Genomic DNA, 22,136 nt, shown 5'->3' with positions numbered 1-22,136 from the left:
CAATTTGTTGTTCGGCCGCATCAATGTTGCCTTGCTCCATGCGATCGCCCTGAACTCAATCGACCGTAACGTGCGCGGACTTGATCACCCGCTCCCAGCGGGTGATTTCGCTCGCGATCAGTTCGCCGAACACCTTCGAGCTGGTGGGCGTCGGCTCCGCGCCCTCGGCAGCCAGGCGCGCCCTGACCTCGGCCGAGTCCAGCGAGTGGTTGATCTGCTGGTTGAGCGCCGACACGATGGCCGCGGGCGTTGCGGCGGGCGCCACGAGGCCATACCACTGGTCGGCCTCGAAGCCCTGCGTGCCGGCCACGCCGCTCTCGGCCACGGTCGGCACGTCGGGCAGCAGCGCGATTCGGTGCGCACTGGACACGGCCAGCGCGCGAAGCGTGCCGGCCTTGATGTGCGGCAGCAGCGCGGGAGCGCCCGTGAAGACCAGCTGCAGCTGCCCCGCCAGCAGGTCGTTGACGGCCGGGGAGGTGCCGCGGTAGGGGATGTGCAGAAACGACGTTCCCGTCTGCAGCTTGAGATATTCCATCGTGATGTGCGCGGCGCTTCCGTTGCCGCCCGAGCCGTATGCGAGCTGGCCGGGGCGCGTCTTGGCCAGGGCGATCAGCTCCGCGAGGGTGCGCGCCGGCACCGAAGAATGAACCACGAGCACGTTCGGCACGCGCGCCACCCACGCCACAGGCGCGAAGCTGCGCAGTGGGTGGTAGTCGAGCCTGGGGTAGAGGGACGGATTGATGGCCAGCGTTCCGGTATGGCCCATCAGCAGCGTGTAGCCGTCCGCCGGCGCCTTCGCAACCCTTTCCGCACCCACGGAGCCGCCGGCGCCGGGGACGTTGTCGATCACCACGGGCTGGTTCCATGCGCGACCGAGTTCCTGCCCGATGGCCCGGGCGAGCAGATCCGAGGAGCCGCCCGGCGTGAAGGGCACGACGATGTGCGGCGCCCGCGCGGGGTAGGCCTGGGCGGCGGCGCCACGGGCCGTCGTCCACAGGGCGCCGCCGGCGGCCCAGAGGCAGGCCTGACGGCGCGTGATGGCTGATGTCATGTCGCTGTCCCTTGCGTCTCAATCCGGCTTGATGCCGGCTTCGCGGATCAGCTGCCCGTAGCGAGCGGCTTCGCCGGTCAGGAGCTTGCCGAAGCGCTCCGACGGACCCGGCAAGGTGACGCCGCCCGCGGCGGCGAGTTGCTGCTGCACCTCCCGCGATTCGAGTGCCTTCTGCACGGCGGCGTGCAGGGCGGCCAGCACCGGCTTGGGCGTGCCCGCCGGAGCGACGAAGCCGTACCAGACACTGGCCTCGAAGCCCGGGTAGCCCGACTCGGCGACCGTCGGCACGCCGGGCAGCACGGCGGAGCGCTCGGCGCTCATCACCGCCAGCACCTTCAGCTTGCCGCCCTTGGCCAGGGGCAGCACCTCGAGCGCATTGACCGCGACCACATCCACGTGCCCGCCGAGCACGTCGGTGATCGCCTGCGCGCCGCCCTTGTAGGGCACATGGCCCAGTGAAAGCCCCGCCGTGTGCTGGAACAGCTCCATGGCCAGATGCGGCGTCGAGCCGTTGCCCGGCGTGGCGACGGTGACGCCGCCCGGCTTCGCCTTGGCGGCCGCCACCAGGTCCGGCAGCGTCTTGATGGCCGCGCCCTCGCGCACCGCGAACACGACGGGGACGCGTCCGACCAGTGCCACCGGCACCATATCGTGATCGAGGTCGTAGGGGGCCGGCTGGAACAGCGAGGGATTCACGGCCAGCGCGTTGGCCGCGAGCAGAAGGGTGTAGCCATCGGGCGCACTGGAGATCAGCGCCTTCACGGCGATGTTGGTGCCCGCCCCCGGCTTGTTCTCGACGACGACGGGCTGGCCGAGGGTGGCCGCCATCCGCTGGCCGACCGTGCGGGCGATCGCATCCACCGCACCGCCGGCGCTGTAGCCCACGAGGATCCGCACCGGCTTCGAGGGATAGGCATCGGCCGCGCCGGCGCTGCCGAGGGTGCCGAGCGCCAGCAGCCCGGCCAGGGCGAAGACGAAGCGGCGAAGGGGTTTTTTCATGATCGATTCCAGGTGAGTGTTCAGTGGCCGTCGGCGCCGCAGCCGCCATCCCAGGCCGGGGGCGCGGCATCCTTGCCGGCGACCGAATACAGCGCGCCGGGCGCGTTTCTCGTCTGCTGGAAGGCCTCCAGCGACTGGCCGCGCATGGCGGCGTAGATGTGCAGGTTGGACACGCCGAGCACGGCGCCGAGCTTCTCCAGCATGAAGAAGATCACGCCGTAGTGGATCAAGCCGCGCCAGTCGCGCTGTCGAATCAGGTCCCGCTCCTGCGCGGTCAGTCCCGCCGCTTCGAACGCGGCCTCTTCATCCGCCAGGAACGCGGCCCGGTGCTCCGGGCGCGTCATGCCGTGCAGGAACCTGTTGAGGCGGTAGGCGCGAACACTGGTCTCCAGCGTGAAGGGGTAGGTGCCCTCCAGCGCCTCGATGCCGGCGAGCTGCTCTTCCATGTGAAGACGATGCCGCCGCGCCTCGCCCGCGATCGGCGGGCTCGCCAGGTTCTCGTAGATGGCGGTGGCGATGCCGGTCATCGAAGGCAGGTAGTAGCTCTGGTGCGTCTTGCGCACGTTCGAGGACAGCGCGCCCCGCATGACGAGCCACATGATGATCTCCGCGCCCTCCAGGCCGCCCAGGGTGGCCAGCTCGGCCTGCGTCATCTCGGTGAGCCGCACCGGATCGTTCTCGATCAGGTCGAGGAACCGCGCATCCCAGGCCGGATTGTTGAAGCCGCCGCGCTCGCCATGCACCTGGTGCGACAGCCCGCCCGTGGCGACGATGGCCACCTTCAGGTCTTCCGGGTAGCTCTCGATCGCGCGCCGCAGCGCCTGCCCCAGGCGGTAGCAGCGCCGCGCCGAAGGCACGGGCGACTGCAGCACGCCGACCTGCAGCGGGACCACCGGAATCGGCCATGCCGGCGCATGAGGGCAGAGCATCGACAAGGGCGAGAAGACACCATGGTCCAGGGCCCGGTCCTGGAAGAAGGACATGTCGAACTCGTCGGCCATCAGCGAACGACCGATGTGCCGCGCGAGCGCCGGATGGCCGGTCAGCGCCGGCAGGTCGCGCGCGCCGCCGCCCTCGTCCGCCACCGCATGGCGCTCGCCCACGCCGAGGGCGAAGGCCGAATAGTGATCGAAGAAGAAGGCGCTGACGTGGTCGTTGTAGATGAAGAAAAGCGCATCGGGCTTGTGCTCGGCCAGCCATTGCCGGGCCGGCGCGAAGGCCTCGAAGATGGGGGCCCAGACCGGGTCCTGCTGCTTGTTCCTGTCGAAGGCGAAGCCTATCGTCGGTGTGTGCGAACACGCGACGGCGCCGATGATCGTGGCCATGGTGTCCGCCGCCTCAGTCGATGTAGCGCAGGCCGGCCTTGGCCAGCGGCTCGCGCATCGCGTACATGTCCAGGCCCAGTTCGCCGGCGGCGAATCGCTCGCGCTTGCCGCGCTCGCTGGCTTCCCGGACCTGTGCCGCCTGCGCCACCTGGCGCGCCATCAGGGCGGGCACCACCACCACGCCATCGATGTCGGCCACGATCACGTCGCCCGGATGCACCAGGGCCCCGGCGCACACCACGGGCACGTTGACCGAGCCGAGGGTGGCCTTGATCGTCCCCTTGGCATGGATGGCGCGGCTGAAGACCGGGAAATCCATCTCCGTCAGGTCCCGCACGTCGCGCACGCCGCCGTCGATCACCAGGCCCCGGCAGCCGCGCGCCTTGAAGGAGGTGGCCAGCAGGTCGCCGAAGAAGCCGTCGGTGCTGTCGCTGGTGCAGGCCGCCACCACCACGTCCCCGGCCCGGATCTGCTCGGCGGCCACATGCATCATCCAGTTGTCGCCCGGCTGCAGCAGCACGGTGACGGCGGTGCCGCAGCAGCGCGCCAGCGGGTAGGTGGGGCGTATGCGAGGCTGCATCAGGCCCAGCCTGCCCATGGCCTCGTGAACGGTCGACACGCCGTGGCGCGACAGCAGTGCCACGGCCTCGGGATCGGCGCGGCGGATGTTGCGATGAACGACGCCGAGCGCCTGGAAATGAGTCTGTGTGTCCATGGTCAGAGTCCCTTGCTCTTGAGCGCGCGGTCCAGGCGCGGGTACACGCGGCGCGCATTGCCTTCGTAGACCTTGTGGCGCGCATGCGCATCCAGCGCGCCCGCGGCGTCGATGTAGCGGCGCGTGTCGTCGTAGTGAAAACCGGTCTCGGGGTCGATCCCGCGCACCGCGCCGATCATCTCGCTGGCGAAGAGGATGTTGTCGACCGGGATCACGCCCGTCAGCAGGTCGATACCCGGCTGGTGGTAGACGCAGGTGTCGAAGAAGATGTTGTTGAGCAGGTGGTCCTTCAGCAGCGGCTTCTTCATCTCCTGCGCCAGGCCGCGGAAGCGCCCCCAGTGATAGGGCACAGCGCCGCCGCCGTGCGGGATGACGAAGCGCAGCGTCGGGAAGTCCTTGAACAGGTCGCCGCCGAGGCATTGCATGAAGGCGGTGGTGTCGGCGTTGAGGTAGTGCGCGCCGGTGGTGTGGAAGCAGGCATTGCAGCTCGTGCTCACGTGGATCATCGCGGGGATGTCGTACTCCACCATCTTCTCGTAGATGGGGTACCAGTAGCGGTCGGTCAGCGGCGGCGATGTCCAGTGGCCGCCGGAGGGGTCGGGGTTCAGGTTGATGCCGACGTTGCCGTATTCATTGACGCAGCGCTCCAGCTCGGGGATGCAGGTGGCCGGATCGACGCCGGGCGACTGCGGCAGCATCGCCGCGGGAACGAAGTGCTCGGGGAAGAGGCGCGCGACGCGGTGGCAGAGCTCGTTGCAGATCGCGGCCCAGGCCGCGCTGGTCTCGAAGCCGCCGATGTGGTGCGCCATGAAGCTCGCGCGCGGCGAGAAGATTGTCAGGTCGCTGCCGCGTTCGCGCATCAGGCGCAGCTGGTTCTGCTCGATGGACTCGCGCAGCTCGTCGTCGCTGATGCGCAGCGACGAGGGCGAAGGCGTTTCCGCCGGGTTGCCGAGGCTGTCGACCTGGCGCTTGCGCCATGCTTCCAGTGCCCGCGGAGCGGTGGTGTAGTGGCCGTGGCAATCGATGATCACGTGGTCTGCGTCCGGTTCGTTTCAAAGGATTGGGAAGGCGCGGGGAACCAGCACCTGGCCGCGCATCAGCGCCCGCGCGGTGCGCAGCAACGCCGCGCCGGCGATGTCGCGGCCGCTGGCGTCCATCAGCAGGCGCACGGTGAATTCGCCGGTGGGGTGTTCCACCGACAGGTCATGCAAGCGCCGCGAGGGGCCCGGCTCGACGCCGCAAAGGCCGTCGAGCACGCTGCCCGGCACCACGCAGGCCGAAGCCACCGACACCGCGCCCAGCACCCCGATGGCGTCGTGGCACTTGCGCGGGATGAAGGTGCGCGTGTTCAGCGTGCCGCCGGCCAGCGCGGGCGACACCAGCGTCATCTTGGGGACGACCTTGGCGCTCACGTCGCCCAGCCCCATGCGCCGCCCGGCCTGCAGACGGATCGATTCGATGCGCGCCTTCAGCGCCGTGTCGGCGTCCAGCTCGGCCGGCGTCTCGCCGCCGGTGGCGCCCAGGTCCGCGGCGCGCATCAGCACGACCGGCATGCCGTTGTCGATGCAGGTGACCTCGACCCCGTCGATGCGATCCCGCGCCTCGCCCGTGGGCAGCAGCGCGCCGCAGCTCGAGCCCAGGATGTCGGAGAAGCGCAGCTCGACCGGGGCACTGCTTCCCGGCACGCCGCTGATGCGCGTGTCGCCGCCATAGCGCACGCGGCCACCGGGCGTCTGCACCAGCGCTTCGCAGTGGGAAGCCGTGTTCACCATGCGGATGCGGACCACCGATTCGCCGTCCCGTGCCTCGACCAGGCCTTCGTCGAGCGCGAAGGGGCCGACCGCCGAGAGGATGTTGCCGCAGGTCGGCGCATAGTCGATGCGCGACTCGGCCGCCACCACCTGGCCGAAGAGGTAGTCGACATCGGCCCGGGGGTCGACGGAGCGCGAGACGATCGCGACCTTCGTCGTCAATGGATGGCCTCCGCCGATGCCGTCGACCTGGCGCGCATCGGGATGGCCCATGGCCGCCAGGATCATCGCGTCGCGCGCGGCGGCATCCTGCGGCAGGTCGTGCAGGTGGAAGAAGGCCGCCTTGGAAGTGCCCCCGCGCATGAGCACGCAGGGCAAGGACAGCAGATCGGATGGCGGCGAGGCAGGCATGCGGTCAGTGTGGGCGCGCGCTGCCGCTGACGGGGTGAATTCCGCTCGCAATGCGTTCTCACTTCTCTATCGACCACGGGTTAACCCGGGCAGGCTGTCGATGCGGCTTCTTCGCCGCCGCGTTGGCAGAATTCACCGATGGGCACACACAAACTTATCGACGGCGGACGGGCCAAGCCCTCCACGGGGGCCTTGCAGATCAACCTGCGGCATCTTCAGGCCTTCTCCGCCGTAGCCGCGACGGGCAGCGTCACGCGGGCCGCGGAGGCGCTCTTTCGCGTGGCTTCCGCGGTCACGCGGGCGGTGGCCGAACTCGAGGCCAGCCTCGGCGTCTCGCTGTTCGAACGCAAGGCCCGCGGCATGCTGTTGAATGTCTACGGCGAGGCGCTGCGCCTGCGCGCGCAGCGCGTGGAACAGGAATTCGCCGCGGCCTGCCAGGAGCTGGCCAGCGGCGAACAGGGCGCGCCGCGCAACAATGCGCTCGAAGCCCGGGGCCTTCTGGCGTCGATGTTCAGCGGGCGGCGGCTGGCCCTCTTTGCCGGCCTCTCGGAGCTGCACAACATGCCGGCGGTCGCCACCGCCTTCGGCGTCAGCCAACCCGCGATCAGCGCGCTGGTACGCGAACTCGAGACGCGCACCGAACGCGCCCTCTTCACCCGTTCCGCGCGCGGCGTGACGCCGACGCGCGCGGGCAGTCAACTGGCCTTCCGCTGCAAGCGCGTGCTGGCCGAACTGCGGAGCATCGACTCCGACCTCGCCGCATTGCGCGGCGCCGTCGAGGGCAGCGTGGTGGTCGGCGCGCTGCCTCTGTCGCGCACGCTGATCCTGCCTTCGGCCATCGCCATGCTGGTGGACCGGCATCCGAGCCTGCATGTGAGCACCGTCGAGAGTCCCTATGAGGCGCTCGCCGCCGCCCTGCGCAGCGGCGACATCGATTTCATCATCGGCGCGCTGCGGCCGCCGGAGGCCGCGAAGGACCTGGTGCAGGAGCCGTTGTTCGAGGACCGCATCTCGCTCATCGTGCGGGCCGGGCATCCGCTCGCGAAGCTGCCGCGCATCGACCGCGCGTCGCTGCAGCGCGCGCGCTGGGTGCTGTCGCGGCCCGGCTCACCCTCGCGCGAACTGCTGGAGCGGGCATTCAGGGCCAGCGGCGACCCGGTGCCGGTGCCGAGCGTGGAGACCGGCGACCTCGCGCTGCTGCGCGGCCTCCTCCTTCAGAGCGACATGCTGACCGCCATCTCGGCGCACCAGCTCCGCTATGAGATCGACATCGGCGCGCTGGTCGTGCTCGACCATCCCATGGAAAGTACCCGGCGCCTCATCGGCATCACTCAGCGCAAGAACGCGCTGCCCTCGCCCGCCGCCACGGCATTGATCGGCGCGGTGCGCGAGGTCGTGGCGCGGCGTCTGCCGCGCCAGTGAGGCATGCGGCATGCGGCATGCGGCCCAAGGCCCGCTATTCGGCGCTGCCGAAGAGCGTCGAATAGTCCGGCAGCGCATCGCCGGATTCCAGGCGCGCACGCGCCTCGGACGCGCGAGCCACGCCGGCGCTCATCCCATGCCGGACGAAGAAGTCGCGCGCAAGCTCAAGTTCCCGATATGCATCGGCCAGTCGGCCGCGGCGGTGTGCGACGACGCCGCAGTCGAAGTGGCACTTGCCAAGGGCCGGCCCGAGATCGAACTCCCGGGCGATGTCGATGGCGAGTTCCAGATCATGCGCGGCACCTTCCACATCGGCGTCCATCGTCTTGATCCTGGCCTGCAGGCGAAGCGCGGAGCAGAGGTAGCCGGGCCCTCCTTCTCTTTCGGCGAAATCGATCGCGGCCGTCGCGTGGCGCCGTGCCTCGTCCGTCTCGCCCGCCAGCAGGCAGACCTCGGATGCGCGCGCGCACCAGCGTGAGAACCCGGCGATGACGCCGATCTCCCCGGCCTTTCGCAGCGCTCGCCGCGCCAGCATCAAGCCTTCCGGGACGCGGCCTTGCGACGCCATGAGAAAGCCCACCTGGGACGCGAGCACGGGAATGATGAAGGTGATCTCGTAGTGCTCGGCCGTGTCCAGGGCGGAGGCGCTGAACGCCAGGGCCGCCGCGAAATCGCCCAGTTGCATCGCGATGAAGCCTTGCGCCGTGCGCGCGTAGAGGGATTCGAAGGGTTGGCGGTCGTCGGCGGCCGCGAACATCTCGGCGGACAGCGCCTGCGCTGTGTCGAAGTCGCCGAGTTCGGCCTGCGCGATGGCCATCCAGTATCCCCGCATGATGATCGGGCGAACGGGCAGGCCCACTTCGCCTCCCCGGATCGCGGGATCCAGCAGCGACGGCTCTCGCTCCAGGGCCGCGACGACCCGCCGGAACTGGCCGAGCGCATAGTTCGCCTGGGCCATGTAGAGGGTCGGCGCGATCCTGAGCTTGGGATCCGAGGTGCCGTCGGCCAGCGCCAGGGCATCGCGGCATCGTTCGATGCAGCGGTCGGCCCCCTCCGTCATGTAGGCATGGCTGGCGAGGTACGCCGTCACGCTCACTCGCCGCGCGGGATCGCCCAGGCGCCGGGCCAGGTCATCGGTTTCGGCGAGCAGCTCGCCGATCCGGTCCAGGCGCAGCAGCGGCAGGCACACCGACCGCAGCTCGAGCCGCAGATCGATCGCCTCCGCGATGCGCGTGCCCGCGACATCGGCCCGGGCGAGAGCGGCGATGGCGTTCTCGAGATGAAGGGCGGCCTCCCGGTTCGAGTAGCGAGCGGCGGCGCGCCGGCCGGCCTCATGACACACGGGAACAGCCTGCGCCCACAGCTCGCCGCCGAAGGCGTGATGGGCCAGCGCCTCGTTCGACAGATGCGCGTGATCCCGGGACGACCGGCCCAGCGCGGTGAATGCGGCGCGATGCAGATCCCGGCGTTGACTTCGCAGCAAGGTCGCGTAGCCGACTTCCTGAAAGAGCCCGTGCTCGAAGCCGTAGATGCCGGCGGCCGGTTGCAGCGCGCGAACGAACTCACCCTTCACCAGCGTATCGACCTGCGCGCTGAGGGCTTCCCGCTCGACGCCGGACACATCGGACAGCAGGTCGAAGACGAAGGTCTTCCCAAGCACGCTGGCAGCCAGAAGGACGCGCTTGGCGGGTGCGGCGAGGCGATCGATGCGAGCGGCGATGGCGTCATTGATCGAAGGCGGGACGGAGATCGACGCGGCCGCGTCCGGATCGTCCATGACGCCAGCCTCTCGCAACGCGCGGATGCTCTCGCGCAGGAAGAGCGGATTGCCCTTGCTCCAGCCGATCAACTGACTCTCGATGCGGCTGGGCGCCGCCTGCCCCAGCAGATCCGAGACCAGCCCCCGGGTGTCCTCCTCGTCGAGGCACTCCAGGCGGAGTTCCCGATAGTTCTCGTGGGCGCCCCATCCGTGCGAGAGCTCCGGCCTGAACGCCAGGATCAGCAACAGCCGGCCGCCCGATGCGGACCTGATGATGCGGCCCACCAGTTCGAGGGTCGCCGAGTCGGCGCGCTGCAGATCCTCCAGGACGACGACGAGGCTGCGCGATCGGCTTTGAGACGTCAGCACGTGGGTCACCGCCGAATCCACCAGATCGCCGCGTATCAGCGGAGAAAGGACTCGCCAGCTGGCCGGCGCGCCCTCGAGGCCCAGCAGGTCCATGAGGGCGGCCTCGAAGACCTCGGGCGGCAGCGACAGATCGAGCAAGCGCGCCGAAAGCGCCTCCCGGCGCTGCGGGGGCGAGAGCGGTTCAAGACCCAGGAGCTGCGACATCACGTCGGCGAAAGGCCGCAAGGGCGCGACGCCCGCGTGATACTCGACCGTGCAGCGGACCAGTTGAACGGCGGACTCATGGCGTTGAACGAACTGGTCGATGAGGGCGGTCTTGCCGATGCCGGCTTCGCCGCTCACGCCGACAGCGCAGCCATAGCCGCCCCGCGCGGCGGCGACGGCGGTGTCGAGCGCATCGAGCTCCGATGCCCGGCCCACGAAGGCGCGCGACCGGGCCGACTGCTGCCGAGCGGCGGGAGGATGGGGCCCCATCAGGCGATGGAGAAGGATCGTCTCGGTGAGCCCCTTCAAGGTGGAGGGGCCGATCGGCTGGGTGATCATCGCGTCGCGAACGAGGCTTGCCGTCTGTTCGGTCAACACCGTCTCGTTCGGTTGTGCGAAGGCCTGCAGGCGCGCGGCGATATGCACGACGGCCCCGGTCGCCGTGTAGTCGCTCGAGAAATCATTGGGAACGGTGCCGACCGCCACCTCGCCCGAATTGATGCCGACGCGAAGCGAAAGACGACCCGACATGCCCTGCGCCACCAGTGAATGCAGACGCAGCGCAGCGAAGCAGGCGCGCAGCGCGTGATCCTCCTGCGCGGCGGGCGCACCGAAGATCGCCATGATGCCGTCGCCCGCTGTCTCGGCCACCACGCCGCCGAACGCGCGCACGGCCTGCGCCATCAGGCCCATCGCGGAAGTCAGCAGCTCATGGGCATCCTCGGGGTCCTTGTCGCGGATGGCGCTGAGCGAACCGACCATGTCGATGAACACGATCGTCACGAACTTGCGCTCGGTCAGGTTCGGCGGGTGGGCCGTGCTCGATGCGGCGAGCACCTTCGCGCCGCACCCGATGCAATACCGAGCGCCGCCAAGGATCGGACTGCCGCAGGAGTAGCAAAACATCTTGAGTCGCTCGGTGACTACGGCCGCGGCCCACAAGGACAGGTGCGCCGCGCCGGCGCGCCCCGATTCGGCAAGGTCTCAGCAGATCGCTTCAACCAGGCAGGCCGCCGCTACGCCGCACTGCATGGCGACAACGCCCTGCGTCATGCCGAAGCAGCGCTGCGGCGCATGCAGGGCGATGCACTTGCGGATGTCGGCCGGATCATGCGGGCCGGGATCGTGAATGGTGATGGATCTGATCAGGGCACCCTTGTTGGGCCGCGTCGCCTGGTTGCCGCTCACCTCCCACTCGACGCTCACAAGGGGCTTGCGCCCCAGTTGAAGGGTGGCCGGATTGCCGCCGGCATCCGGCAGCAGCTGCGCCTTGACCTTCATGACGAGCGGCAGTGCGCCAGGTGCGCGGATGTCGGCCTCGACCGTGCCGACAATGTCGCCGACGCCGAAGGGAGCGAAGAAGCTTCCGAACCAGTGACCCACGGGATTCTCTTCGCGTCCGATTTCAGGCGCGATGGTCGTGAGGTAGAACGCCGTGCCGTCGGGCTTGAGTGCGCCGCCGATGAACTGCTTGCAATCGAAATCGAGCTCGCTGATCGCGGACCTGCCGAGACAGGAGAGCATCTCGGCCAGCCCTTGCGACCTGAGGTCGTCCATCCGACACGCGTGTATCGGGAACATTTCAGGTGGCCAGCCACCCTGGCCGGGGGCGAAGTAGCACGACATGGGAACCTCCTTCTTGGTCTTGACGAACGAAAGGCCTGACCCCGCGGTCATGCCGGGAAACGATCGTTGGAAGGCATGCGCCATGCGCAAGCCACCACGCCTGCACCGAGTGGAAGAGGCACGGCGGCAGAACGGCGCGCGCGAAGCCATGGAGGCCGGTCACACTGCCCTGACGCGATGGCTCGCTCGGATGAAGTAGGCCCATGGTACTCAACTCTCGGATGGGAAACCAGCCTTTGTCGGCCTTGGCGTTCGCCTCTCCCAGCGGATCGCCATGGCGTGCGATCTCGCACTCGCCGAGTGCCGCGCCCGCGGGGTACTGATGCTAGGATGGGTCATGTCGCCCCAACATCCGTCCTGACGTTCCCATGCGGCAGTCGATCGACCCTCTGCCAGGCTTCGACCTATCCGCAGGCGCGGCATCGTGCACAGTCGCCCGCTTCCGGACGAACGCATGCAACTCGACAAGCTGAACGCGCACGGCAGCGCCGATCGCGAGTCCGCAACCGCAAGCCCCATCGACCTGGCCATCAAGGGCCTCGCGCAGCTCGACGCGGCGCGACAGATGCTCGAGGATGGCGAAGTCGAATCGGCGAGGGAACTCGCAGTCCAGGTCTTGCAGGATGCGGAGAAGCAGGCGGACATGTCGATGCAGGCCAAGGCTCACATGGCCCTGGCACAGTACGACCGCGTCCTCGGAAAGTTCCGCCGTGCGATCGAGGCGGCCCAGCGGGCGGTGCAGTTGTCGCAACTCGACGGCGACATCTCGAGCGAGGCCTCCGCCCTGTCCCTGCTCGCGCACGCCAGCAGCATCCTCGGGCGCGACGCCGAGGCCGTCGAGGCCGCATTGTTCAGCGTGAAGCTGGGCGAGCTGCTGCCGCCGGGACCGCAGCAGGTCAATCTGCAGAACTACCTCGGTGTCGCCTATCTCTGGAGCAAGAGCTTCGCGAAGGCCGAATCGGCCCTGCGCGAATCCGAGCGCCTTGCCTTGCTGTACGCGCCCCACAGCAATGTCCTGCTGCCGCGCACGAACCTGGTCTGGCTGGAGGTCATGCGCCTGTCCGGCGAGCGCTACTTCACCGGTGTCATGCCCAGCACCGGCGCCTTGCGGGAACGGCTGGCCGAGTGCACCGGACTTTTCGAGGACGGCACGCCCTTTCCGATGCTGCCCGGTGTGCGTGCCGTGTTGCAGCGCTTCGCCCGGTCCAGCCTGGCGCTGTGCCTCTGCTGGGAGGGCGATCTCGACGGGGCGCAGCAGCAATGGATCGCCGCGGAGAGCCGCGCCCAGCCGGCCAAGTACGCCCAGGTGGCCAATGTCATCAGCCACTGGGTTCAGGCCGAGCTGTGCTGGGGCCGGCAAGACCTGGAGGGTGCGCGGCGCGAAGCCACCATCCTGATCGACCTGGCGGGCAGCGCCGAGTTCGAGCAGATGGCCACGGTCGGTCACCTGCTGCTGACCCAGATCTACAAGGCGCAGGGACTGGGCGCGCTGGCGCTGGAGGAAGAGCGCAGGCACCGCCAGCGTGAGCTGCGCGTGCGAGACGACATCCTGGACAGCCGCCACAGGGTCGTGCGCGCGCACCTGGACATTCGCACCAGCGAGCAGCATCTGCGGCTGTTGGCGCAGCACTCGCAGGAACTGGAGCGGCTGTCGTTCGAGGACTCGCTGACGGGCATTCCGAATCGCCGCCGTTTCGACATCCAGTTGGCCGACGCGCTGAAAGAGGCGTCGGACTCGGCGCAGCCTTTTTGCCTGGCGCTCATCGACCTCAACGACTTCAAGCGCGTCAACGACAGGTATTCCCACGCGGCAGGCGACGATGTGCTGAAGACGATCGCCCGATCCATCCAGGCTTCGCTACGGGAGACGGACCTGCCGGCCCGGCTGGGCGGCGACGAGTTCGTCATCCTGTTCCCGCGCACGACCTTGCAGCGCGCGCAGGAGATGTGCGGGCGACTCCATTCGCTGGTGGCCGCCCTGCGCTGGGATCATTGGTCTGCGGCTCTTCGCGTGACGGTGAGCATCGGCGTCGCGCAAGCCTGCGCCGGCGACACCGCCGAATCCCTGATTCAGCGCAGCGACATCAGGATGTTCGAAGAAAAGGCGAAGGCGGGAATGTAGGCGTCCGCCTCACCGGCATACGCTCAGTTGGCCTCGAATCGGGGTATCTACCGATTCGGCCTGCCCCTGCGGCCCGATTCGTCGGCAGCCTCCGCCCCAGGGCTGCGATTACCTGGTCCGGCCAGTCAATTCGGGCCGCACGTAGTAGTTCGAACGCATTACACTGATTGAATGTCCACTTCGCTGACACTGTCGGAGCGTTGGGAAGTCGGCGATGAGATCTGGTCCCGCGATCCGGAGACGGGGGCTTTTGATCTCGCCGACTACAGGGGTCTGGGCGCACCCTCGGCGTCGGCCAACCCGCTCGACTTCGCGGCGCTGATCGGCGCCCGCGTGAGCGTCGACGAGGCGGATCGGGGGGAGCAGCCTTTCGCGCTCTACCCCGGAGCCTTCAGGTTTTCTCCCATCACCGGCAAGGCACTGCCCGAACCGGCCCGCGCCCATCGGGATGCATGGCTGCCGCCCTTCGGCGGCGACAGTTCCGCGGCCGACAAGCCGCAAGGCCTGCGGATGACGGACGCGCGCCTGGCGCTGAGGAGGACGCTGTCCGTGGACTCCGTTGCGGACCATCAGATGGCGATGCCTCCCGCGGGAAACTATCAGTTCCTGGTGAGCGCGTTCGAGACCTGCGAGTCCAGGTTGTTCGCGCTGGAGTTTTCGCGCGGACTCATCTACCACTGGCTGCCGCACTCCGAGAGCTGGAAGGAGATCTACTCCAGCGGAGACGAGATGCTCGGCGAGAGCTCTCTCGGCGACAACGCCTGGGGCATGGCGGCGCAGGACCTCCAGGGGCCCACCAGGATCTACATGCCCACCGACGACGGGCTGGCCATCATCACCATCAACCTGATCGCGCGGACCTACGAATCGCGCACCGTCGGCACCTGCTGCGTGGGCGCGCCCGTCATGTGGCGAGGCAAGGTCTATGTGCCCATGCTGGAAGACGACGAAAGGCTCGGCGTCTACACCCTGGATCCCCACGGCACCGCGATTCGGCGCGTCGATGGGCCGGCACTCGATGCCCCGGCGGCGGGATGGGTTCGCCCGCTGGCCGATCGCCGGCAGATCATCTGGATGGCGCCGGCGGGCCAGCTGATCGTCAAGCGCCGCGGGGGTGCCGCGCTCGAAGCGTCCCTGTTGCCATGGGCCTCTGGCGTCAAGCCGCGTTTCGATCTTGGCAGCCCCTACCTTTCCGATAGCGGCCACCTGTGGCAACAGTGCCTGCGGGAGAACGAACAGGGAGGCCAATTCGTCTTCGTTCGACTGGGTCTCGGCAACCCGGAAAGCAGGCCCGCCAGTTCACCGCGGCTTTGCAGCGGAGCGGCGTGCTTCTGCCTCGACAAGCGCCTGCGGGCCGCGCCATGGTTCGATCCCGTCGGCGGCGTGGATTCCAGCGCCGGTGAAGTGATCTTCCCGCTGCTGGAGTCGACGACGACGTCGGCCCTTCTGTGCGCGCGGGTGCCGAGCACACGCTCGCTGGAGAGCATGCTCGCGTCGAACGTGACCTGCACGACCACATTCGAACTGCGCGGCGAGCACGACGTGCAGTTCTGGGTTGCCCGCATGCCCCGCCCATGGGCCACGCGGCCCTTCGTCTATGCGGGCCACCTGTATCTCTATCACCCCGACAAGCGTCGCCTGCCGGGGTGGCGGATCGAGCCATGAGCTGGGCCATGTCGAACCTCGCGAAGTGGGACTTGGTCTTCTCTTGCAGGCACTGTGCCGCGCTGCTCTATGGGCGCGTCAAGTTCTGCCCGTACTGCGGAGAGGACGAGTCCGTCGCGTTCGGCACGGGTCCGGCAAGAGCGCCCGTCGCGTTCGAGCCCGAGCCCGAGTTCGAGCCCGAGGCCGTGGCTCAGCCCATGCCTGAGCCCGTGCCTGAGCCATTGACCGAGCCCGAGCCGGCGATCGAGCCAGAGCCCGAGCCCGAGCCTGAACTCGAACACACAACGCCTGATCGATCCGAAGCCGTGTCGCCGATGGCGATGAATTCGGCATTCCGGCCGCGGCAGGAAGCGCCGGAGCGGATTGAAAGCCCCTTTGCCCCTCGCGCCGTCGTCGAGATCCAGGGGAACGTGGACTCCACGGTCGGCCGCTTCGACCTCGCCGTCATCAACTGGAAGGACGAGCTGCCCACATACATCCATGTGCCGGAGCCGACGCCGGCGCCTCATCCGGGTGCTGGCCGGAAGCGCTCGACGATCGTCAAGCTCGCGGCCCTGACCCTTTTCCTGCTTGCCCTGGTGCCGGGCACGATCTATTTCAGCACGCAGACCGGGACCGAAGCCCAGAAGGAATTCACCGCGAAACTGACGCAGGCGCGGAGCACTTTGAATGGTGAAGACTTCGGCGTCGCGGAGCGTGAACTCGGCGCCCTGGCCGCCGCGTATCCGGATCATCCTGCCGTGCGGGCCCTCAGGGACGAGCTCGAGCAGCGCAGGCAGGAGCGAAGGCAGGAGCAAGCGGCCAAGCGCGAACAGCGTCGCGATAGCGCCCTGACAGCGGCCGAAGCACTCGGGCTTCGCGACGCCGCAGCGCCCCCCGCCCAGGCCCCGGCCGCCGCGCAAGCTCCGGCCATGGCCGCCCCCGCCCCGACCGTGGGCGCGGCACCTCCCAAGGAGATCGAGTGCAACACCGCGCTCGCGGCGCTGGCGCTGTGCTCGACGACACCGGCTTCCCCGACAGAACGCGATACGCCCCAGGTCAAAGGCGAGCGATGAGGCGTGTACCGCTCATCGCCCGACGGGATTACCATCACGATGCTTCAAAGGAGCCAGCATGCCAATCAGATCCTTGTTGACCGGGCTGATGTTGATGACCTTGCTGTCCACGGCCCTGCCGGCGCCCAGGGCGCTGTCGGCCATCCCGGCGGCCAGGGCGCAATACAAGATCGTCACGGCGTCGAAGACCGGCACGTACATCGAGATCGGCCGCGACCTGGCGAAGTGGGTCGCCGATCCCGCCGGCATCGATCTCGAAGTGCTGGAGTCGAAGGGTTCGGCGGAGAACGTCCAGCGCATGCGCTTCGAGCCCGGGGTCAAGCTCGCGCTGGTGCAGTCCGACGTCTACCAGGCCTTCCTGGACGAGGCCAAGGCCGGCAACGAAGACGCGGGCAACATCATTCGCCCGCTGCGCCTCATCATGCCGCTCTACGACGAGGAGATCTATTTCGTCGCCCGCGCCGACTCGCCGCTGAACGCCATCCACGAGATCAAGGACAAGAAGATCAGCGTCGGGCCGATCGGCAGCGGCACGGCGCTCACCTCGAGAACGCTCTACCAGCTGATGTTCGGGGAGCCCATACCTGCGGCCAACGCGCAGTACCTGAGCAATGAGGAAGCGCTCGCCAGGCTCACGGTGGACAAGTCCATTGACGTCGCGATCATCGTTGCCGGACAGCCAGCCAAGCTGTTCTCGGAAATGAAGCCCGAGGCACGCAACTACATCAAGATCCTCAAGCTGGACGACGCGGCGCCGGAAACGGCGCGCGCAAAGAAGACCTACTTTCCAGCGACGATACGCGCCACGAGCTACGCCAACTGGCTCACGGCCGACATCCCCACCCTCACCGTGAAGGCCTATCTGGTCACCTACGACTACGGCCTGAAGTCGACGGTCGGCTATCTCGACCGCTTCGCCGAATCGCTCTGCACCAACTTCGACAAGCTCCAGGCATACGGACATCCCAAGTGGAAGCAGGTGCGCCTGGAACTGCCCGCCCTCAGCCAGGGATGGCGCTACTACGCCCCCATGGAAAGGCGCATGCGCGCCTGCATGGCCAACCATGCGGCGCTGATCACGCCGGCGTCGGACAAGCCGCCACCCCGAACCCGTCCCTGCACGGAGCAGGAGATGGTGCTTGCCATCTGCAAGCGCTGAGTCGGCTGCGAATTCACGGCCCGGATTGACGCCGCCCCCCGGAGTGGCCGCTGCGGCGGTTACGTAGAATGAAATGGATCGTGTCGCATCGCGACACCGGCTTCCGTCGTGAAGCGAGATCCAAAGGAATGCAGCTTGGCCAACGTCCATTCGATCAATGGTTTGATCGCACGAAACAGGATCTTCCGCCTGGTGCGTGCCCGGCCCCGGCTTTACATCGCGCTCGCCTTTGCCATTGTGGTCGGCAACTTTCTGCCGCTCGACATGGCGACCCACAGCGTGACCCGGTGGCTGATCGCCTGGAACGCCGGCACATGCCTGTATGTGGCACTCGCGGCAGTCATGATGACGCGGTCGTCGCATCATCGCATGCGCCATCGCGCGCAGATCCAGGACGAGGGCCAGCTCGTGATTCTCATCCTCGTCGTCGTATCCGCCGTTGCGAGCCTCGCCGCGATCGGGGGCGAGCTGGCGGTGGTCAAGGACATGCATGGCGCGCTGAAGGTCGCCCACATCACACTCGCCGGCGTGACGGTCGTTTCGTCGTGGGGCTTCATCCAGGTGATGTTCGCGCTCCACTATGCGCACGACTACTACGCGGCCGCCTGCCACGGCAGGCCCGTGGGCCTGGCGTTCCCCGACGACGATCAGCCCGACTACGGCGATTTCTTCTACTTCGCGGCCGTGATCGGAACATCAGGGCAGACGGCCGACGTGTCCTTCATATCGAAGCCCATGCGCCGCATCGGGTCCGTCCACTGCATCCTGGCCTACCTGTTCAACACGACCGTCCTGGCTCTGCTCATCAACATCGGCGCAAGCCTGTTCTGAAACGAGCCGTGGACGACACTCAACGCGGCGAGCAAACGCCGACGACGACCTTGCAAGGCTCGACTGGCAGGTGGTTGTCGCACTGCACGACGGCCGCCTTGCCTGCGGCGCCCGCCGCGGGGGCGATGGCCGTGCCCCATTCCCCATGATTGCCCGTCGCGAGCGCGCCGCAGGCGCGATCGAAGTACGCGCGGACGGCACAGGCGCCCGAGCGGCGTGCCACCCGATCGCATTGGGCGCGCGCCGCGAGTTCCGCGGCATCGCGGGACGGATGGTTGAAGGAGTAGCCGTACCACTTGTCCATGGACGCGATGGCTCCCCAGCTCGGGCCTGGACCGGGGCCCGCGTGCGCCGGCGCCAGGGCAACGCCCGTGAGGGCGCAGCCCGGCAGCAGCGCCAGCGTCACGAACATGCGGACAACGCGGGATCGAAAGCTCATTTCACGAGGGCCGCATGGGCGGGGGACAGGGATGTTCCGAGATCGAAGTTCATTTTGTTGCTGGTGAGCCCCCGCCTCGAAGCAATGGGGGCGTCGCGAGTATCCTCCGTGGCGTCGCGCCTGGGCGACGATACGCGAACCCATGATGATGCCTGACGCCCCCACGCTCGCGCTGATCGAGACCTGCTCCCAGGCTTCACTCGAGCTTCTGCAACGCAACCTGACACCGCACGGCATCCTGGCCGCCAGCCGCACCGAGGCGGCCGAGGCGCGGCGTTATACCCGCATCTTCGGGCGCGACGCCGCGATATGCGTGATGGCGATGTGCGGCAGCGGCGTGCCCGCGCTGGAGCAGGCAGCGGCGGCCAGCCTCGAAGCGCTCGCGTCGCAGCAGGCGGCCAATGGGCAGATCCCCAAGTACGTCGACCCCGAAGGCCGCGATGCCGACTTCTGGTACCTGGGCTGCATCGACGCCACCTTGTGGTGGCTGATCGCGGTGGACCATGTGCGCCACCATGGCCGCGTCGGTCCCTCGCACTGGGGCGACGAGGTGGGCCGCGCGCTCGGCTGGCTGCTGGCGCAGGAGCATCAGCACTTCCGGCTGCTGCAGCAGAACGAGGCCAGCGACTGGGCCGACATCATGCCCCGCTCGGGCTACGTGCTCTACAGCAACGCACTCTGGTACGAGGTCAAGCGCCGCTATGCGCTGGAGCAGGCCGAGGCGACGCGGCATCACTTCAACCATTTGTTCAATCCCTTCCAGCAGGATCTGCCCGAATACCACCGCGCCCGCCTGCTGCAACACTATGCGCGCCGCGGCCGGCGCGACCCGGGGCTGTACCTCAGCTTCGTCAATCTCGCGGTGGTCGGCGACGAGGGGGATGTGTTCGGCAACGCGCTGGCCATCCAGTGCGGACTGGCCGATGACGCCATGGCGCGCCGCATCGTCAACACCATCGTCGCGGCGCGGGCCAGCGACCCCTATCCCGTGCGTGTCGTGCTGCATCCGCTCACGCGTCAGCACGCGCTCTGGCGGCCGTACATGGCGCGCCATCAGCAGAACATCGTGCACCAGTACCACAACGGCGGCATCTGGCCCTTCGTCGGCGGCTTCTGGGTGATGGCGCTCGCACGGCTGGGCCTGCACGATCTGGCCTGGGCCGAACTCGCCCGGCTGGCTCAGGCGAACAGGCTCGACGACTGGCGTTTCACCGAGTGGTTCCACGGCCGCACGCTGGCGCCGATGGGGATGGCCGGCCAGAGCTGGAATGCCGCCACCTTTCTGCTCGCCCGGCGTGCCCTGCTGGGCGACGACGGGGCCGCCTGGTAGGGACAGGGACGTCAGCCGGCGATCACCCATTCGCGCGCATGATTGCTGCGCACCCACGTGATCTGATCCGCCGCCGCATTGTGGGCCTGCCAGTGCTGGAACGCCGGGTCGGCCGACAAGGGATCGACGACCCTGGCGAATTCGGCGGCGTTATCGAATTGCACGACGAGCACGTAGTTGCCGAGCTCTCCGGCCGTGATGGCCCACAGTCGCGGGCTCGCGGCGCCATGCTTGCGCCAGAGCGCGGCGCCCTCCTCCATCGCCTTCTTCACCTGTGCCATGTCGGCACCCGGACTGAGCTTGAAGACATATCGGGCTTCGTAGGCCATGCGAGCCTCCTGTGGGCGAGCTGCGAGCCGGCCATTGAAGCATCGGATACCGACGGATGCAAGCTCATTGCCGCGAGGCGCCCGCGGAGCCCGGATTCAGAAAACGGACTGCCACCACGAGCGTCCCGGCATCGGAAAATCCGCCATCACATGCTGACCCTGCGCGCTCTGGCTCCGCCGCTGCCGCTCCGCGTCCAGGGCATGCACGATGCCAAGCGCGTCGGGGTGCCCGTAGCCTGCTCGCAAACGCCAGCTCGCGGCAAGGCTTCGAAGCTCAAGCTCGTCGAGCTGCGCGAGCTCCGAAGGCATCGGCGTAACGGTCATGAGCTGTGACAGAAGAGTGACAGGAATGAACGATTCTGCTCGCTGCCCCGCGCAGGGGAAAGGATACTTTTTCTATCCCCCCGCGAACTCCATGTCGTCCACTGGCGCTGTGCCTTGTCGGCGATGAAGAACTCCGGGCAGCGGCCTGCCGCGTCTACAGCCCTCGCTCCCAGGCGCGCAGCCCCCGGTTCCATGCGCGAAGCCGGTCGTCCAGGGCCTCTCCACCGGCGCCCGAGGTCGTGGCCGAGAGCTGGTCGAGCAGGATCTGCTGGTCGGTGCTGAGCTGCTGCGGAAATATCGGCACCAACGTGAGCAGATGGTCGCCACGCGCGCCGCGGCGCTCCACCGGGAAGCCCTGGCCCTTCAGGCGGTAGGACAGCCGGTCTCGGCTCAGCTGCACCGGCTGGAAGCCGGTGACGGTCGGCACCTGGATCAGCCGGTTGGCGATCCAGGCGAATCCATCGACCGGCATCTCGCACCGAATGGTGCCGTCGTCCTCGAGCTTGAAGAAGGCGTGCTCCGCCACCTCGACGCGAATCTCGATGTCGGCGGGTGGCCCTTCGCTGCGTACGCGCCGCCCGTCGACATGCAGCAGGTCGCCGTCGCGCACACCATGCGGAATGCGCACGTTGATCTTGTAGCCGCGCGGCTCCATCTTGCCGCTGCCGCGGCAGGCCGCGCACGGCTGCCTCGCGATGCCGCCGCCCAGGCAGGCCTCGCACTCGGTCACGCCGGTGGGCCAGCCGAAGAAGGAGCGCTTCGGCTTCGCGCCCGAGCCCCCGCACTGGGCGCAATTCCCGCCCAGCACCTGGTGCCCGGCACCCGCGCAGGTGGCGCAGATGTCGGTGACCTTGCCCCGCAGTACCTTGATGCAGCCGACGGCCGCTTCTTCCAGCGTCAACTTGACCTTGCGGTGCAGAGCCCTGCGCTGCCGATCCGTGCCGCCCGCGCGGGACGCCGTCGCGCCCTGGTCGTCGTCGAATCCGGTGGGGTTGTCTTCGTCCGCCGCGGTGCGCATGGCACCATCGGCATCCGTGGCGGCACGGAATCCGGCGCGGCGGATTTCCTCGAAGGCCTGGTTGATGCGCTGCATCTTGGCGACGGCGCCGGCGCTGTCGTTGCGGTCCGGATGCCATTGCGAGGCCAGCCGGCGCCAAGCCGCCTTCACCTCGCGCTCGGTCGCGTCAGGTGCCAATCCCAGTTCGGCGAAAGCGTTCTCGGTGCCCAAATCCAAAGTCCTTGTCCAGGGA

General features: G+C 68.2%; 19 protein-coding genes. 7 read left to right on the top strand and 12 right to left on the bottom strand.

Features of this window, described 5'->3' with window-relative positions:
• Window positions 1–55: 55 nt before the first annotated feature.
• Genes AC1DNF_RS16245 through AC1DNF_RS16220 form a run of 6 tightly spaced genes read right to left on the bottom strand, consistent with a single transcriptional unit; the run spans window position 56 to window position 6,252 of the window.
• Window positions 56–1,051: a Bug family tripartite tricarboxylate transporter substrate binding protein gene (locus tag AC1DNF_RS16245; protein ID WP_478149635.1), complete on the bottom strand. Its 996-nt coding sequence runs from the start codon at window positions 1,049–1,051 to the stop codon at window positions 56–58.
• A gap of 18 nt (window positions 1,052–1,069) precedes the next feature.
• On the bottom strand, window positions 1,070–2,050 hold the full coding sequence (locus AC1DNF_RS16240) for a Bug family tripartite tricarboxylate transporter substrate binding protein (protein ID WP_478149634.1): 981 nt from the start codon (window positions 2,048–2,050) through the stop codon (window positions 1,070–1,072).
• A 20-nt stretch (window positions 2,051–2,070) separates the two neighbouring features.
• Entirely contained in the window at window positions 2,071–3,375 is a 1,305-nt protein-coding gene (locus tag AC1DNF_RS16235; RefSeq protein ID WP_478149633.1) for a gallate dioxygenase, read from the bottom strand.
• A 13-nt stretch (window positions 3,376–3,388) separates the two neighbouring features.
• Window positions 3,389–4,090: a 4-carboxy-4-hydroxy-2-oxoadipate aldolase/oxaloacetate decarboxylase gene (gene ligK / locus AC1DNF_RS16230; RefSeq protein ID WP_478149632.1), complete on the bottom strand. Its 702-nt coding sequence runs from the start codon at window positions 4,088–4,090 to the stop codon at window positions 3,389–3,391.
• Window positions 4,091–4,092: 2 nt separating this feature from the next.
• Window positions 4,093–5,121: an amidohydrolase family protein gene (locus AC1DNF_RS16225; protein WP_478149631.1), complete on the bottom strand. Its 1,029-nt coding sequence runs from the start codon at window positions 5,119–5,121 to the stop codon at window positions 4,093–4,095.
• Window positions 5,122–5,142: 21 nt separating this feature from the next.
• A complete protein-coding gene (locus tag AC1DNF_RS16220; RefSeq protein ID WP_478149630.1) occupies window positions 5,143–6,252 on the bottom strand; it encodes a 4-oxalomesaconate tautomerase in 1,110 nt (369 codons plus the stop codon).
• A gap of 138 nt (window positions 6,253–6,390) precedes the next feature.
• Here AC1DNF_RS16220 and AC1DNF_RS16215 point away from each other — a divergent pair, with 138 nt between their 5' ends.
• Window positions 6,391–7,674 carry a LysR family transcriptional regulator gene (locus tag AC1DNF_RS16215; protein ID WP_478149629.1) on the top strand — a complete coding sequence of 428 codons (1,284 nt, stop codon included), beginning with the start codon at window positions 6,391–6,393 and terminating at the stop codon, window positions 7,672–7,674.
• A gap of 34 nt (window positions 7,675–7,708) precedes the next feature.
• Here the strand turns inward: AC1DNF_RS16215 and AC1DNF_RS16210 are convergent, their stop codons facing one another.
• Complete coding sequence (locus tag AC1DNF_RS16210) at window positions 7,709–10,912, bottom strand: ATP-binding protein (RefSeq protein WP_478149628.1); 3,204 nt, start codon at window positions 10,910–10,912, stop codon at window positions 7,709–7,711.
• Window positions 10,913–10,990: 78 nt separating this feature from the next.
• Window positions 10,991–11,632 carry a hypothetical protein gene (locus tag AC1DNF_RS16205; protein WP_478149627.1) on the bottom strand — a complete coding sequence of 214 codons (642 nt, stop codon included), beginning with the start codon at window positions 11,630–11,632 and terminating at the stop codon, window positions 10,991–10,993.
• 454 nt (window positions 11,633–12,086) lie between these two features.
• Between AC1DNF_RS16205 and AC1DNF_RS16200 the strand changes: the two genes are divergently transcribed.
• The 5 genes from AC1DNF_RS16200 to AC1DNF_RS16180 all read left to right on the top strand — a co-directional run bounded on the left by AC1DNF_RS16200 (window position 12,087) and on the right by AC1DNF_RS16180 (window position 18,464).
• Window positions 12,087–13,754: a diguanylate cyclase domain-containing protein gene (locus AC1DNF_RS16200; protein ID WP_478149626.1), complete on the top strand. Its 1,668-nt coding sequence runs from the start codon at window positions 12,087–12,089 to the stop codon at window positions 13,752–13,754.
• A 171-nt stretch (window positions 13,755–13,925) separates the two neighbouring features.
• Window positions 13,926–15,419: a hypothetical protein gene (locus tag AC1DNF_RS16195; RefSeq protein WP_478149625.1), complete on the top strand. Its 1,494-nt coding sequence runs from the start codon at window positions 13,926–13,928 to the stop codon at window positions 15,417–15,419.
• Window positions 15,420–15,427: 8 nt separating this feature from the next.
• Window positions 15,428–16,474, top strand: a complete 1,047-nt coding sequence (locus AC1DNF_RS16190) for a hypothetical protein (RefSeq protein WP_478149624.1) — start codon at window positions 15,428–15,430, stop codon at window positions 16,472–16,474.
• A 58-nt stretch (window positions 16,475–16,532) separates the two neighbouring features.
• Window positions 16,533–17,633 (top strand): TAXI family TRAP transporter solute-binding subunit, encoded by a 1,101-nt coding sequence (locus tag AC1DNF_RS16185; RefSeq protein WP_478149623.1) that lies wholly within the window; start codon window positions 16,533–16,535, stop codon window positions 17,631–17,633.
• 135 nt (window positions 17,634–17,768) lie between these two features.
• Entirely contained in the window at window positions 17,769–18,464 is a 696-nt protein-coding gene (locus AC1DNF_RS16180) for a DUF1345 domain-containing protein (RefSeq protein ID WP_478149622.1), read from the top strand.
• Window positions 18,465–18,483: 19 nt separating this feature from the next.
• Here AC1DNF_RS16180 and AC1DNF_RS16175 read toward each other — a convergent pair whose 3' ends face one another.
• Window positions 18,484–18,903 carry a DUF4189 domain-containing protein gene (locus tag AC1DNF_RS16175; RefSeq protein WP_478149621.1) on the bottom strand — a complete coding sequence of 140 codons (420 nt, stop codon included), beginning with the start codon at window positions 18,901–18,903 and terminating at the stop codon, window positions 18,484–18,486.
• A 142-nt stretch (window positions 18,904–19,045) separates the two neighbouring features.
• On the opposite strand from AC1DNF_RS16175, the gene AC1DNF_RS16170 reads away from it, so the two are divergent.
• A complete protein-coding gene (locus tag AC1DNF_RS16170) occupies window positions 19,046–20,233 on the top strand; it encodes an amylo-alpha-1,6-glucosidase (RefSeq protein ID WP_478149620.1) in 1,188 nt (395 codons plus the stop codon).
• Window positions 20,234–20,244: 11 nt separating this feature from the next.
• Here the strand turns inward: AC1DNF_RS16170 and AC1DNF_RS16165 are convergent, their stop codons facing one another.
• The 3 genes from AC1DNF_RS16165 to AC1DNF_RS16155 form a co-directional block, all read right to left on the bottom strand.
• Complete coding sequence (locus AC1DNF_RS16165) at window positions 20,245–20,562, bottom strand: hypothetical protein (protein ID WP_478149619.1); 318 nt, start codon at window positions 20,560–20,562, stop codon at window positions 20,245–20,247.
• Window positions 20,563–20,658: 96 nt separating this feature from the next.
• Entirely contained in the window at window positions 20,659–20,886 is a 228-nt protein-coding gene (locus AC1DNF_RS16160) for a hypothetical protein (protein WP_478149618.1), read from the bottom strand.
• Between the two features lie 154 nt (window positions 20,887–21,040).
• Entirely contained in the window at window positions 21,041–22,114 is a 1,074-nt protein-coding gene (locus AC1DNF_RS16155; protein WP_478149617.1) for a DnaJ C-terminal domain-containing protein, read from the bottom strand.
• Window positions 22,115–22,136: the final 22 nt, after the last annotated feature.

It is taken from the genome of Variovorax sp. 01T432 (assembly GCF_056398605.1).
Note: the sequence above shows the minus strand (reverse complement) of the source record. Positions and strands in the feature narration are given on the sequence as shown.